Genomic DNA, 12,953 nt, shown 5'->3' with positions numbered 1-12,953 from the left:
CTCATTCCAATCCCTTAACCAAAAAATCAAAACCCATAAAAATTAATTCAACGGAAAACTCTCAAAACATTTATTTCAACCGAACCATAGAAACACTAATTTCAGGCCAATTTTTTATTGAACACACTTGCTCGGGAGAAGAACTCAAAAAAACCTCCACAGCCTGCTTCTCCTTATTTATTTTTGCTCGAACAAGTGTTTCGTCATAAATACGAACAACTTCCCAATCACCGTAGAATACTGAACATCCAAAATAACAATCAATCCCCCCAAAAGTCAGCCGTAATTTATTACCATTTCTGTCAATAAAATCACAGCATTGAACCATATCTTCGTTGATAGATCCTTCACAGCCAAAAGCGGCTTGGAAGTCGGAGATACTTGGAAACTCGCAATCATTTTTATTCAAAACCTTGTCCTTCTTAAAGAAGAAGCGCCGTAAACCTGAAAATATCATCAAACATAAAATTAATGTACTAAGAAAAACTCAGAACACCAATGCTGAGAGAAGCCGCAACACGGGCGAATATTCTGAAGGCAGGATCAAGGTCATTGTCATCGTTAGCGCATACAATAAGTTCTATCGCCTCCCACATCCGCTCATCTTGATGCGAATCGGTAAAAAAAACACCCGGTCCTTTCGGGCCGGGTGTTTTTTGTTAAAACCAAAAAATCAATGCCGGAAATGGCGCATGCCGGTAAAGACCATTGCGATATTGTTTTCGTCCGCCGCATCGATCACTTCCTGATCGCGCATCGAGCCACCGGGCTGGATCACCGCCGTTGCACCGGCCTTGACCGCTGCCAGCAGACCATCTGCAAACGGGAAGAAAGCGTCGCTTGAAACAACAGAACCCGCAGTCCGCAGGGCATCTTCACCGGCGTTTTTACCGGCTTCTTCCGCTTTCCATGCGGCAATGCGCGAGCTGTCAACGCGGCTCATCTGACCGGCACCAATACCAACGGTTTTGCCGTCCTTGACATAAACAATGGCATTTGACTTCACATGCTTACCAACACGGAAGGCAAATAACAGGTCATCAAGTTCCTGGTCGGACGGCGCACGTTTGGTCACAACCTTCAATTCTTCGCGCTTAACCCGGCCTGCATCGCGGTTCTGCAGCAGGTAGCCGCCAGCCAGCGAACGCAGGGTCATGTCTTCACCTTCCGGGTCGGCCATGCCACCGGTGATCAGAACACGCAGGTTCTTTTTCGCGGCCAGAACGGCCCTGGCGGCGTCATCCGCATCCGGTGCTATCACGACTTCGGCAAAGAGTTTGGCAATTTCTTCGGCCGTTGCGGCATCCAGCGTGCGGTTAACGGCAATGATGCCGCCGAATGCCGAAACCGGGTCACAGGACAGGGCCTTGTGATAGGCATCGATCAGGGTGTCGCCTTCGGCCACACCGCAGGGGTTGGCATGTTTGATAATCGCCACCGCCGGTTTTTCGGCAAATTCGGAAACCAGTTCAAAGGCGGCATCCGTGTCGTTCAGATTATTAAACGACAGTTCCTTGCCCTGAAGCTGGGTGGCGGTTGCCACACCGGGGCGATTTTTACCGTTGGTGTAGAATGCCGCCTGCTGGTGCGGGTTTTCACCATAACGCAGGGTCTGTTTCAGTTCGCCCGAAACATTCAAACGCTGCGGGAAGGTTTCACCCAGCTGACCGGCAAACCAGGTTGAAATCGCCGCATCATAGGCCCCGGTACGGGCATAGGCCTTGGCCGCCAGCGCACGACGGGTTTCATAGGTGGTTGCACCATCATTATCGCCCATTTCGGCGATCACGCGGTCATAATCGGCCGGGTCCACGATAACCGTGACGGATTCATGGTTTTTGGCTGCCGAACGGATCATGCCGGGGCCGCCAATATCGATATTTTCGATGCAGGTGTCGTAATCGGCACCCTTGGCAACGGTTTCTTCAAACGGATACAGGTTCACCGCCAAAAGATCGATCGGGGTGATGTCGTTATCTGTCATCGCCTGCATGTGGCTTTCAACAGAACGGCGCCCCAAAAGACCGCCATGAATTTTCGGATGCAGCGTTTTGACACGGCCATCCATAATTTCAGGGAAACCGGTGTGGGCGGCAACTTCCTTGACCGGAATACCGGCCGCTTCAATTGCCTTGGCAGAACCACCGGTCGAGAGAATTTCAACACCCTTTTCATGCAGGGCTTTGGCAAATTCGATCATACCGGATTTATCGGAAACGGAAATCAGCGCGCGCGCAATACGGGCAGTCATCTTGGCTTCGCTTTCATGCAGGAACGGATACAGCAACATGGCCCGGGCGCATTAATGATGGTTTCACCAACCCCAATTCCGGCAAATACGCATCATTAATGGGCCCGGCCCGATTTCGGGCGGAGCAATAACACGCAACGGGTTAAATGTGGACCCCGAATTGTTGCAAGGCGGCTATCTCGTCATCACAAATGACGGCTGCCCGTTTTTAAGGCAGCGGACCCTTCGCCCTCAGGAGGCCTCCGTCGCACGACTGGCAATTTCGGCCTGCTGCTGGGCCAGGATCGAACTAACGCTGATTTCAGGCGGCTGAAATTCCGGCACCAGTTGCGACACCAGTTCCAGCGTGCGAACGGAATTGCGCGCCTGTGCACTTTCGGCCAATTCTTCCAGCACCGATTTGATCAGGCTGTAATCCAGCACGCGCGGGGCGGCCAGCAACACGCCATCGGTTGCAGTGGGCTGGGGGGGTTCGGAATCGTGGAACAGTTCCTCGTAAAGTTTTTCCCCCGGACGCAGGCCCGTCACTTTTATTTCCACATCGGTTCCCGGGCGCAAACCGGCCAGCAATATCATTTGCCGGGCCAGATCGACGATCTTGACCGGACGCCCCATATCGAGAACAAAAATCTTGCCCCCGGCCGTCACCCCCTGGCGACCCATTACAGCCGCCTGCAAGACCAGTTCAACCGCCTCGGCAATTGTCATGAAATAGCGGGTAATGCCTTCATGGGTCACGGTCAGCGGGCCACCGGCCTCTAGCTGGCGGCGAAACAGCGGCACAACGGAGCCTGTCGAGCCCAGCACATTACCAAACCGCACCGTAACAAACCGGGTTTTGCCCCGTTCCTCGTCACTCAGGGTTTCCAATGCCTGACAATAACATTCCGCCAGGCGTTTCGATGCGCCCATCACATTGGCCGGATTTACCGCCTTGTCCGTCGAAATCAGAACCATCGTTTCCACATCGGCGGCCCGGCAGGCCTCTGCCACATTGCGGGTGCCGATGGTGTTGGTCAAAATCCCCTCGTTGGGGTTATGTTCGACCAGCGGCACATGCTTGTAGGCCGCCGCGTGAAAAACAATGTCGGGTTTTTCTATGGCAAAAACCTGATCCAGGCGCACCCGGTCACGCACATCGCCCAAAACGCTGTAGCGGGGAAGGTCGGGGTGTTTTTCCGACATCTCCATATCAATGGCGTAAAGGTTATATTCACCGGCATCAAACAGGCAAATATGGGCCGGGGCATAACTGGCAATCTGGCGCACCAGTTCGGAGCCGATGGAGCCACCTGCCCCTGTGACCAATACCCGGCGACCGGCAATCATGTTACGGACTTTTTCCCGATCAAGGCGTGCTTCGGGGCGGCCCAGCAAATCTTCAATCGCGACCGGGCGAATTTGCAGCGGGTCGGATATGCCATCGCGCAAATCGCCCAGTTTGGGCAAACGTGACAATACCAGGCCACGCCGGTCGGCAATTTCCACCCATTTGCCCACATCGGGATGGCGCAGGGCATTGCCGGTTAACACCAGTTTGCGCGGGCGATGCTGCCAGCGGGATTTTTCCAGCCGCTCTAGGGTCGCTTCGAGGTTATCGACCGTGTCATAAACCTGAACGCCGTGCATTTTGCGGCCCACACGGCCATCGGTCAGGCCAACAATGCCCACCACCTCGAACGGTGCCAGGGCCGAACGGCGGGTTTCACGAATGAAGGCTTCGGATTCATCGCCCGCCCCGATCAGCAAAATCGGAATGCGGCTTTCGCCCTGTTTTGCCAGGGCCCGCGAAACCGACCGATCCTTGATCACGCGATAGGCCAGGCGCGGCCCGCCCAAAAGCGCCATCAGCAAAAACCACTGAATGACGGGCGCAGAACGCGGCAGCCAGTCCAGGCGGGTGGTTAAAAACAGCACGGCAAACAAAACGGCAATCGCCAGTGTCACGGCCTTGGCAATGCGCGACAGGTCATTTAGCGACGCATAACGCCAGATCCCGCGATACAGCCCAAACAGCCAGAAGATGCCCCCCGACAGCACGGCAAAACCAAGCGTTGCCAGCACCATATTCTGCGGGACGAAATAGGGCAGCGCATCGCCAACACGCAAATACAGGGCCAGCGGAAAAGAAATCGCTGCCATGATCACGTCATGGACAAAGGCCACCTGGCTACGCCGTATCAATCGCCACATATATTTCCCAAACCGGTTGTTTGCGCACGCTAAAGGCGGGCGGCATCTTGTTTTTTTGATCCATCGATCTTTTCGCGTTCTGCCCCTGCCAAGTCAAGCAAAGGTCGCATGGGCGGGCCTTATTTGCCCGGCGGGTTTTGTCCGCCTGCCACCGGCCAGAAGCGCAAAATACCGACCAGCAACAATACGATAATTGCGGCAAGAACCAAACGCCCAATCGCACCGGATATCACCAGCGGCAACGGCACAAATACGACCGTTATCAAGGCGATATTTGCCAGTAAAATCAAAAACGATACCCGTGCATGGCTCATGCCGCGCCCGGTTGCCACCTGATAGGCATGCTGGCGGTGCGCCTGCCAGATTTTTTCGCCCCGCAGCGCCCGGCGCACCAGCGTATAAGTGGCATCAAACAGGTAATAGGCGGGGAAAACAAGGGCCGGCAGCCACGCCCCGCGCGATGCCAATTCCAGCAACAGCCAGCCCAACACATAGCCCAGAGGGATCGACCCGACATCGCCCAAAAACAGCTTGGCCGGATGCCAGTTCCAAATCAGAAAGCCCAGCATGATGGCGGTCATACCCAGGCCGATCACGCCAAGGTCAACAAAGACCGGGGTAAAGGCCAACAGCGAGACCACAAAAACACCCGCCCCGATGGACCCGGCTTCAACCCCGGAAATGCCGTCAATGCCATCCATGAAATTAAACAGGTTCACAAACCAGACCCAGGCAAAAACCACCAGCACATGATCCAGCCACAGGGGTACGATTCCCTGCAAAACCGGGCCATCAAGGGCCGTTACCCCGCAAATGACCGCGATAAACTGACAGCCAAAACGCAACCGTGCTGACAGATCATGCCGGTCATCCATCCAGCAAATGCCCGCCAGGCCAATCGCGGCAGCCAGCATCAGCCAGCGCGGCCAGATCACCCCGCCGGGACCAGTCCCTAACCACAGTGTTACGCCAACCAGCATCACCAGAAGCAAGGGGGTTACGGCAAGGCCGCCCCCGCGCGGGGTTGGTACCGCGTGGCTGGAGCGATGGTTGGGCATGTCAAGAATGGCTTTGTGGCGCAAATAGCGTAACACCACCCCGGTCAGCAGCAACGAGGCAAGCAGCAAACCACCAGAAAAACCGGCAAGGGTGGCAAAGGACATTGGATCAACCCGTGTTAAATGAAAGCCGGTTTCTGGATTACCGATGCCAGCCCGCAACCGCAAGGTTTTTCCCATAAGCTCTCGCATCTGTTGCGCGGCAGGGCTGAATTGCAGGCAAGACGCTTTACACGCTTTGCCATCACGCTTACTTACACGGTTATATTATTCAAGGAGAACCCCGTCCGTGCGTGAAAGCCGTTCAAACCGTTCTGGTCACCGTCCTCATGACGACCGCCGCAACCAAGCCCCCGTGCTTCCCGATCCACGGATGCTGGCGCTCAAAACCCTGCAGGAATTGCGGGGCGGCGAAGTTACGCTTGATGAATTGCTGACCAAACACGGATATGGCCTGCCCTCGCGCGACCGCAATTTCCTGCGCCAGCTTTTGGGCAGCACCCTGCGCCATCTGGGCGAAATTGATGCCATCCTGGCCCCGCGCTATCATCCGCCCCAGGACCGCACCGCCAACCGCCTGACCAACATCATGCGCCTGGGTGTAACCCAACTGTTTTTCATGGAAGTATCCGAACATGGCGCGGTCGATAGCACGGTTAATCTCGCACGCGATGCCGGGCTGCACAAATATGTAAAGCTGGTCAATGCCGTCTTGCGTGGCCTGCAGCGCGACGGGCTGGAACTGCCTGACGGGGTGGAGGACTGGCAGCTTAACATTCCGGCCTGGCTGCGCGGGGTGTGGAAAAAGACCTATGGCGCCGATCAGGCCCGTAACATTGCGCGCGCCAGCCTGGGCCATGCCAAACTTGATATTTCCGTGCGCGATGCCGAAGAACGCGCCGAATGGGCCGAAAAGCTGGGTGGCATTTTGCTACCCACCGGTACCATCCGGCTGGAAAGCGGGCAACGCATTCGCGACCTGCCGGGCTATAAGGATGGTAAATGGTGGGTGCAGGATGCCGCCGCTGCCCTGCCCGCCACCCTGTTTTCCCATTACGAAGACAAAACGATCTATGATCTCTGCGCCGCACCGGGCGGCAAGACCATGCAGCTTGCCGCACGCGGGGCCAAAACCATTGCGGTTGACAAATCCGAAGGGCGCCTGCGCCGGGTTTATGAAAACCTGGAACGGGTTGATTTGGGCGCTGCCATTGTCACCGGCGATGCCACCGACCTTGCCGATGATGCCCCGATTGCCGATGCCGTGCTGCTTGATGCGCCCTGCTCGGCCACCGGCACCATTCGCCGCCATCCCGATATTTTGTTGCGGCAAAATGATGCCCTGATGAAATCGCTATTGCCGATCCAGCAAAAACTGCTGCTGCAGGCTGACCGGGTTTTGGCCGTTGGTGGCGAGCTGATTTATTGCACCTGTTCGCTGCAACCCGATGAAGGCGAATTTCAGGTGAAGTCCTTCCTGGCCGACCACCCGAATTACGAACGCAAAGCCATTACCGCCGACGAGCTGGGCGGCTGGGACGAAGCCATAACCGATGCTGGTGAATTGCGCATTTTACCCACCCATATGGCCAAACTGGGCGGAATGGATGGCTTTTATTGTGCCCGACTGGTTAAAAAACGCGCCTGAGGGCCACAGGCCGCGTCATTTGATCAGGGCAAAAAGGCCGGTTCGGATGACAAGCCGGGGAAATTGCGCTATAGCAGCGACCGATTTCCCCTTTGTTCAACCTGCCATGATCAGGACCCTGTGCGCATGACCACGCCAAACATCAAAATTGCCCCGTCCATCCTTTCGGCGGACTTTGCCAAACTGGGTGAAGAAGTCGCCGCGATTGATGCCGCCGGTGCGGATTACATCCATATCGATGTGATGGACGGCCATTACGTGCCCAACATCACCATTGGCCCGGATGTTGTCAAAGCCCTGCGCCCGCATACCGACAAGGTCTTTGACGTGCATTTGATGATTGCGCCGGTTGATCCCTATATCCAGGCCTTCGCCGATGCCGGATCGGACATCATCACCATCCATGCCGAAGCCGGCCCGCACCTGCATCGCAGCCTGCAATTGATCAAGTCCCTTGGCAAAAAGGCCGGTGTGTCGCTGAACCCCTCCACCCCGGAAAGCATGATCGAATATGTGATGGATCTGGTTGATCTGGTGCTGGTCATGACGGTCAATCCCGGCTTTGGCGGGCAAAAATTTATTCCCAGCCAGCTTGAAAAGATCAAACGCATCCGCAAAATGATCACCGCGACCGGCCGGCATATCGACCTTGAAGTCGATGGTGGCGTCAACCCGGAAATCGCCCGTGACGTGATTGCGGCGGGTGCCGATGTGCTGGTCGCCGGTTCCGCCACCTTCAAAGGCGGCCCCAGCCAGTATGCCCCCAATATCAAGGCCATTCGCGGGGCATAAAACCCTGCTATATGGAAGAAGCAGGTCAATCACACAAAAACACCTGCTCCTTCCAATTGAATGGGTGAAACAAACACCAATACATTGGTGAAAATAAGTGATATGATGATATCAATAAAATCTTATTTTTATGATTTATTGATATGGTTATATCACTTAAAAAATTCTCTCCCGAAGAAACCGCATTAAAAACCGGCCTTGCGGCAAAGCAGTTAAGGCTGGATATGAATTTGACGCGCAAGGAACTTTCCGAACGCGCAGGTGTGCCCGTGCCAACCCTTCGGAAGTTCGAGGATACGGGACTGGCCCCATTTCTGACAGTCGTGCGCCTTGCGCAGGCCTTATCGCGTGGCAAAAATCTTGAACATTTATTTGAACCTGATGACGACCTGCCGCGCAGCATTGACGAAATGCTGGCCAGCGAAAATGCCAAACCCAGACAACGGGCGAGCCGCAAACGATGACAGTGTTACAGGCTTGGAAACTTGGTGAACCCCTAACCATTCGCTTGCAGGAGCTGGCAACGGGAAAAACCGGCACGTCATCAATTGAACTGGGCCGCATTGCCTGGTCAAAATCGCGTCGTATCGCCATGTTTGAACCTGCCAAAAACGATCTTGCCCCAACGGTGCCTCTGTCCCCCCACAGCCTGGACATGGGCAAGCAGATCATTCCGGCGGACAGAGAAGAATTTGATGGCCTGCACGGGGTATTTGCCGACAGCCTGCCCGACGGCTGGGGACGGCTGCTGGTGGACCGGGAAGCCGAAGCAAGGGGAATCCGCCGCAGCGACCTAACCCCGATTGACCGTTTGGCGATTGTCGGCGTTGAGGGCATGGGTGCACTGACTTATCGACCAGAGGCACAGGCCACCCCGGAAAGCCCCAAAATGGACCTCGGCGAACTCTCGGATGCCGCCCAACGTATTTTGGGTGAAGCGGAGGGGCAAACAGTGCAGGACGCACTGGATCTGCGGGCCGCCCTTGGCGGATCGGGCGGGGCGCGACCCAAAATTGTGTGCCAAATTCAGGAAAATGCGGGCGAAAATGCCCAAATAAGACCCGCCACGGCCCTGCCAGACTGTCATTTCGGGCACTGGATGGTCAAATTTACCACCCGTGATGATGGCCCCCATGCCGCCGAAACAGAATATGCCTATTCCCTGATGGCCCGTGAGGCGGGCATCGACATGCCCGAAACCCGCTTGATCACAACACGAAAGGGAACACGCTTTTTTGCTGTGCGGCGGTTTGATCGCGAAACCACAAATGTGAACGGTCAGGCCGTTTTACGGCGCTGGCATATGTTATCGGCCTCTGGCGCACTGGAAAGCGAACATCGCAAATTTGCCTTTGATTATGGGACGCTTTTAAACTGGTTTTGGCAAATCACACAAAGCGAAACAGCATTGGAAGAGGCCTTCCGCCGGGCTGCCTTTAATGCCATGTCCCATAACCGCGACGATCACGGACGCCAGCATAGCGCCCTTCTGGACATTGATGATGGCGGCAACTGGCGCTGGCGCATCTCGCCTGCCTATGACCTGACACCGTCCCACGGGCCAGGTGGCGAACACAGTTTGGCAATTGCCGGGGCGGGAAAAGACATCTCGCGAAAGCAGCTGATCAAACTGGCAAAGGAATCGCCGATCCGGGAAGCACGCATCAACGACATCATAGACCAGGTCGCAGACGCCCTTTTACGCTGGCCCGAATTTGCCGCGCAAGCAGCCCTGCCAGACGCGGCCACCAAAAACGTTTCGGCCCTGCACGAAGTTGTTTAGCGCATCCCCGCCAAAGACGGATTAAAAATCAATACAACGCCCTTTATGTTCCCAATCGCCAAAGCGGGTGGGTTCGGGGCCTTTGGGGCCGCCGATTTCGCGCTGGGCGGCTTCGCGGAAGGCTTTGGCCTCGGCGATAGCGTTGATCGCATCTTGCGATAATTGCGGCGCGGGTTCGGCTGCGGTTTGCGCATCCGTGTTTTCAACCGTTACGTCAGGCGCCTGATCTGATCCGGCGACGGATGTTTCCTCGCCAGAAGATGTTGGCTTATCGTCTGACTTGGCAACGGACTGGCTGGACCGCTGCACCACGGTTTCACGAAATTTTCCGGCCATCGGGACCTCCGGTCTGGGCCGCTTGCGCGGCATTTTCAACGCTTTGTCCAACAGATAGCCCCGTCAGCCGCAATCGACAAGCCCCGGCGGTTAATAGCTGCCTTGTGATTGCCGCAAACTGGCTCTTTCCAGCGGGCCTGAAAGTCGCTATTTCAAGCGGACGAGCAAAACAAGGAGAAACCATGCGTTCCATTCCCCAGCGTATCGCCGAAGAACTTTCTGTTCGTCCCGAACAGGTCCTTGCCACCATCGAACTGCTTAATGAAGGCTCGACCGTGCCCTTCATTGCCCGTTACCGCAAGGAAAAGACCGGCGGTCTGGACGATACCCAGTTGCGTAATCTGGATGAACGCCTGCGTTACCTGACCGAACTTGAAGAACGCCGGGCATCGGTGATCGAAAGCATCCGCGAACAGGAAAAACTGACCCCGGAACTGGAAAAGGCGATTAACGAGGCCGACACCAAGACCCGCCTTGAAGATCTTTACTTGCCCTACAAGAAAAAGCGCCGCACCAAGGCCCAGATTGCCCGCGAAGCCGGACTGGAGCCGCTGGCCGATGCCCTGCTGGCAAACCCGCAACTGGACCCGGAAGCCGAAGCCGCCAAATTCATTGACGGCGAAAAAGGTGTCGAAGATACCAAGGCTGCCCTGGATGGTGCGCGCCAGATTTTGATGGAACGCTTTGCCGAGGATGCCGACCTGGTGGCCCGCCTGCGCCAGCTTTTGTGGGATGACGGCGAAATTACCGCCAGCGTCATCGAGGGCAAAGAAGCCGAAGGGGCAAAGTTTTCCGACTATTTCAGCCATTCGGAAAAGGTCAAAACCTGCCCGTCGCACCGCGCCTTGGCACTATTCCGGGGTCGCAACGAAGGCATTTTGCAAATTAAACTGATCCTGGGTGCCGAAGACGAAGACCGCCCGCGCGGCGAACCGGGCCGGGCCGAAACCGTGATTGCCGCCCATGTCGGCATTCGCAACCAGGGCCGCCCGGCCGATAAATGGCTGTCTGACACCGTGCGCTTTACCTGGCGCGTCAAACTGTCACTGTCGATCGAGCTTGATTTGTTTGGCAATTTGCGTGACAGCGCCGAAGAAGACGCGATCAAGGTTTTTGCCGATAACCTGAAAGACCTGCTGCTGGCTGCCCCGGCCGGGCAAAAGGCCACAATGGGCCTGGACCCGGGGGTGCGTACGGGTGTGAAGGTTGCCGTGGTCGATGCCACCGGCAAACTGGTGGATACGGCAACGGTTTATCCGTTCCAGCCACGTAATGATGTTCAGGGCGCGATTAACACGCTGGCAGCCCTGGCAGCAAAACACAAAATCGAGCTGATCGCCATTGGCAATGGCACCTTCTCGCGCGAGACGGACCAGCTTGCCGGCATGCTGCTAAATGCCTTTACGCAAATCAAGGCGACCAAGGTGATTGTTAACGAGGCCGGGGCATCGGTTTATTCGGCGTCACAATTTGCCGCCGAGGAATTCCCCGATCTGGACGTATCGCTGCGGGGTGCGGCCTCGATTGCACGCCGTTTGCAAGACCCGTTAGCCGAGCTTGTGAAGATCGACCCGAAATCCATTGGGGTTGGTCAATATCAGCACGACGTTTCGGAAACAAAGCTGGCACGCTCGCTCGATGCGGTGGTGGAAGACTGCGTGAACGGTGTGGGCGTGGACCTTAATACTGCATCAATCCCGCTTCTGACCCGCGTTGCCGGGCTCAGCGAAGGGCTGGCGCGCAATATTGTTGGCTATCGTGACGTCAATGGGGCGTTTCGTTCCCGTGCCGATTTGCGCAAGGTCGAACGGCTGGGGCCAAAGGCCTTTGAGCAATGCGCGGGCTTTTTGCGCATTCGCGGCGGTGATAATCCGCTTGATGCCTCCGCCGTGCACCCGGAAGCCTACCCGGTTGTGGAAAAAATCAGCCGCGAAAGCAGCCGGGACCTTGCCAGCATCATTGGCGATTCACCGTTCCTCAAAACCCTGCGGCCGGAAAAATTCGCCGATGATGTTTTTGGTGTGCCCACGATCCGCGACATCCTGGCCGAACTTGACAAACCCGGTCGAGACCCGCGCCCGGAATTCAAAACCGCGAAATTCATTGAGGGTGTCAATGAAATCAAGGATTTGAAAGTCGGCATGAAACTGGAAGGCACGGTGACCAACGTCACCAATTTTGGGGCATTTGTCGATATTGGCGTGCATCAGGATGGCCTGGTTCATATTTCGCAACTGGCCGACAAATTTGTTGCCGACCCGCGCGAAGTGGTCAAGGCTGGGCAAATCGTTTCGGTCACGGTGATGGAAGTGGATGCACCGCGCAAACGCATTGGCCTGTCGATGAAATCCGCCCCGGATTACGAAGGGACGCAGGAACGGCGCGAACAGCGCAGCCAGCCCGGCGGTGCCCGCCATAACAACCAGGACCGCAACCAGCCGCGCCGCCCGGGTGGCAATGGCGGTAATGGCGCCAATAGTGGCCGTGGCAATGCCAAAACGGCGTCGGCGGGCGATGCCGGGGGCGGGGCAATGGCCGCAGCCCTGAAGGCAGCAATGGAACGGCGTAAGTAAGCCCGGAGAATCGGCCCGATAAATACATGGAACGGAAGGCGGGATGTTTGGGCATCCCGCCTTTCTTTTTGCCTGTGGGCTGATACCAATCTATCCCCCCCTGCAAACAGCACATTGACAGGACGATCAACAAAACCCATCTTGCGGGTTCACCAAGGGGAGCCCCGGCAGGGGGCTGAGAAACTGCTACGGCTGAGAAATCAGACAGCGCAGTGACCCGTTGAACCTGATCCAGTTCATACTGGCGTAGGGAGGGTGCAAACGCATGACACCGCGTTTCAACATCATTCCGGCACCGAACTGGGTTTCCAAACGCACC

General features: G+C 56.2%; 10 protein-coding genes and 1 riboswitch. Of the genes, 5 read left to right on the top strand and 5 right to left on the bottom strand.

Going from position 1 to position 12,953, the window contains the following annotated elements; all coding sequences use genetic code 11:
• Positions 1-70: 70 nt before the first annotated feature.
• From LF95_RS22790 to LF95_RS11460, 4 genes are all read right to left on the bottom strand, one after another.
• Positions 71-409, bottom strand: coding sequence for a hypothetical protein (locus tag LF95_RS22790; RefSeq protein WP_143182017.1), 339 nt, complete (start codon positions 407-409; stop codon positions 71-73).
• A gap of 264 nt (positions 410-673) precedes the next feature.
• Positions 674-2,290, bottom strand: coding sequence for a bifunctional phosphoribosylaminoimidazolecarboxamide formyltransferase/IMP cyclohydrolase (gene purH, locus LF95_RS11470; protein WP_252509740.1), 1,617 nt, complete (start codon positions 2,288-2,290; stop codon positions 674-676).
• A gap of 192 nt (positions 2,291-2,482) precedes the next feature.
• Positions 2,483-4,444, bottom strand: a complete 1,962-nt coding sequence (locus LF95_RS11465; RefSeq protein ID WP_073955272.1) for a nucleoside-diphosphate sugar epimerase/dehydratase — start codon at positions 4,442-4,444, stop codon at positions 2,483-2,485.
• Positions 4,445-4,563: 119 nt separating this feature from the next.
• Positions 4,564-5,682: an MraY family glycosyltransferase gene (locus tag LF95_RS11460; protein ID WP_252509739.1), complete on the bottom strand. Its 1,119-nt coding sequence runs from the start codon at positions 5,680-5,682 to the stop codon at positions 4,564-4,566.
• Between the two features lie 109 nt (positions 5,683-5,791).
• On the opposite strand from LF95_RS11460, the gene LF95_RS11455 reads away from it, so the two are divergent.
• The 4 genes from LF95_RS11455 (at position 5,792) to LF95_RS11440 (ending at position 9,725) form a co-directional block, all read left to right on the top strand.
• On the top strand, positions 5,792-7,150 hold the full coding sequence (locus LF95_RS11455) for an RsmB/NOP family class I SAM-dependent RNA methyltransferase (protein WP_073955271.1): 1,359 nt from the start codon (positions 5,792-5,794) through the stop codon (positions 7,148-7,150).
• A gap of 126 nt (positions 7,151-7,276) precedes the next feature.
• On the top strand, positions 7,277-7,942 hold the full coding sequence (gene rpe / locus LF95_RS11450; protein WP_073955270.1) for a ribulose-phosphate 3-epimerase: 666 nt from the start codon (positions 7,277-7,279) through the stop codon (positions 7,940-7,942).
• A gap of 143 nt (positions 7,943-8,085) precedes the next feature.
• The gene (locus tag LF95_RS11445) at positions 8,086-8,406 is read left to right on the top strand and encodes a helix-turn-helix domain-containing protein (protein ID WP_073955269.1); all 321 of its coding nucleotides are present in this window, start codon (positions 8,086-8,088) and stop codon (positions 8,404-8,406) included.
• A complete protein-coding gene (locus LF95_RS11440; RefSeq protein ID WP_083607649.1) occupies positions 8,403-9,725 on the top strand; it encodes a type II toxin-antitoxin system HipA family toxin in 1,323 nt (440 codons plus the stop codon). Before LF95_RS11445 ends, LF95_RS11440 begins: the two co-directional genes overlap by 4 nt.
• 21 nt (positions 9,726-9,746) lie before the next feature.
• On the opposite strand, the gene LF95_RS23690 is transcribed toward LF95_RS11440, so the two are convergent.
• Positions 9,747-10,061 carry a DUF1674 domain-containing protein gene (locus LF95_RS23690; RefSeq protein WP_083607648.1) on the bottom strand — a complete coding sequence of 105 codons (315 nt, stop codon included), beginning with the start codon at positions 10,059-10,061 and terminating at the stop codon, positions 9,747-9,749.
• A 182-nt stretch (positions 10,062-10,243) separates the two neighbouring features.
• On the opposite strand from LF95_RS23690, the gene LF95_RS11430 reads away from it, so the two are divergent.
• Positions 10,244-12,634 (top strand): Tex family protein, encoded by a 2,391-nt coding sequence (locus LF95_RS11430; RefSeq protein WP_073955268.1) that lies wholly within the window; start codon positions 10,244-10,246, stop codon positions 12,632-12,634.
• A gap of 145 nt (positions 12,635-12,779) precedes the next feature.
• Positions 12,780-12,904, top strand: a riboswitch (TPP riboswitch).
• Positions 12,905-12,953 lie beyond the last annotated feature (49 nt).

The sequence above is a fragment of the Thalassospira sp. TSL5-1 genome (genome assembly GCF_001907695.1).
Classification (GTDB): Bacteria; Pseudomonadota; Alphaproteobacteria; order Rhodospirillales; family Thalassospiraceae; genus Thalassospira.
Note: the sequence above shows the minus strand (reverse complement) of the source record. Positions and strands in the feature narration are given on the sequence as shown.

What these genes read in the sequence shown, in the direction of transcription:
- LF95_RS11445 (WP_073955269.1), top strand. Translation starts at nt 8,086, where the DNA reads ATGGTTATATCACTTAAAAAATTCTCTCCCGAAGAAACCGCATTAAAA.
- LF95_RS11465 (WP_073955272.1), bottom strand. Translation starts at nt 4,444, where the DNA reads ATGTGGCGATTGATACGGCGTAGCCAGGTGGCCTTTGTCCATGACGTG.
- purH (WP_252509740.1), bottom strand. Translation starts at nt 2,290, where the DNA reads ATGTTGCTGTATCCGTTCCTGCATGAAAGCGAAGCCAAGATGACTGCC.
- LF95_RS11430 (WP_073955268.1), top strand. Translation starts at nt 10,244, where the DNA reads ATGCGTTCCATTCCCCAGCGTATCGCCGAAGAACTTTCTGTTCGTCCC.
- LF95_RS23690 (WP_083607648.1), bottom strand. Translation starts at nt 10,061, where the DNA reads ATGGCCGGAAAATTTCGTGAAACCGTGGTGCAGCGGTCCAGCCAGTCC.
- rpe (WP_073955270.1), top strand. Translation starts at nt 7,277, where the DNA reads ATGACCACGCCAAACATCAAAATTGCCCCGTCCATCCTTTCGGCGGAC.
- LF95_RS11440 (WP_083607649.1), top strand. Translation starts at nt 8,403, where the DNA reads ATGACAGTGTTACAGGCTTGGAAACTTGGTGAACCCCTAACCATTCGC.
- LF95_RS11460 (WP_252509739.1), bottom strand. Translation starts at nt 5,682, where the DNA reads ATGGGAAAAACCTTGCGGTTGCGGGCTGGCATCGGTAATCCAGAAACC.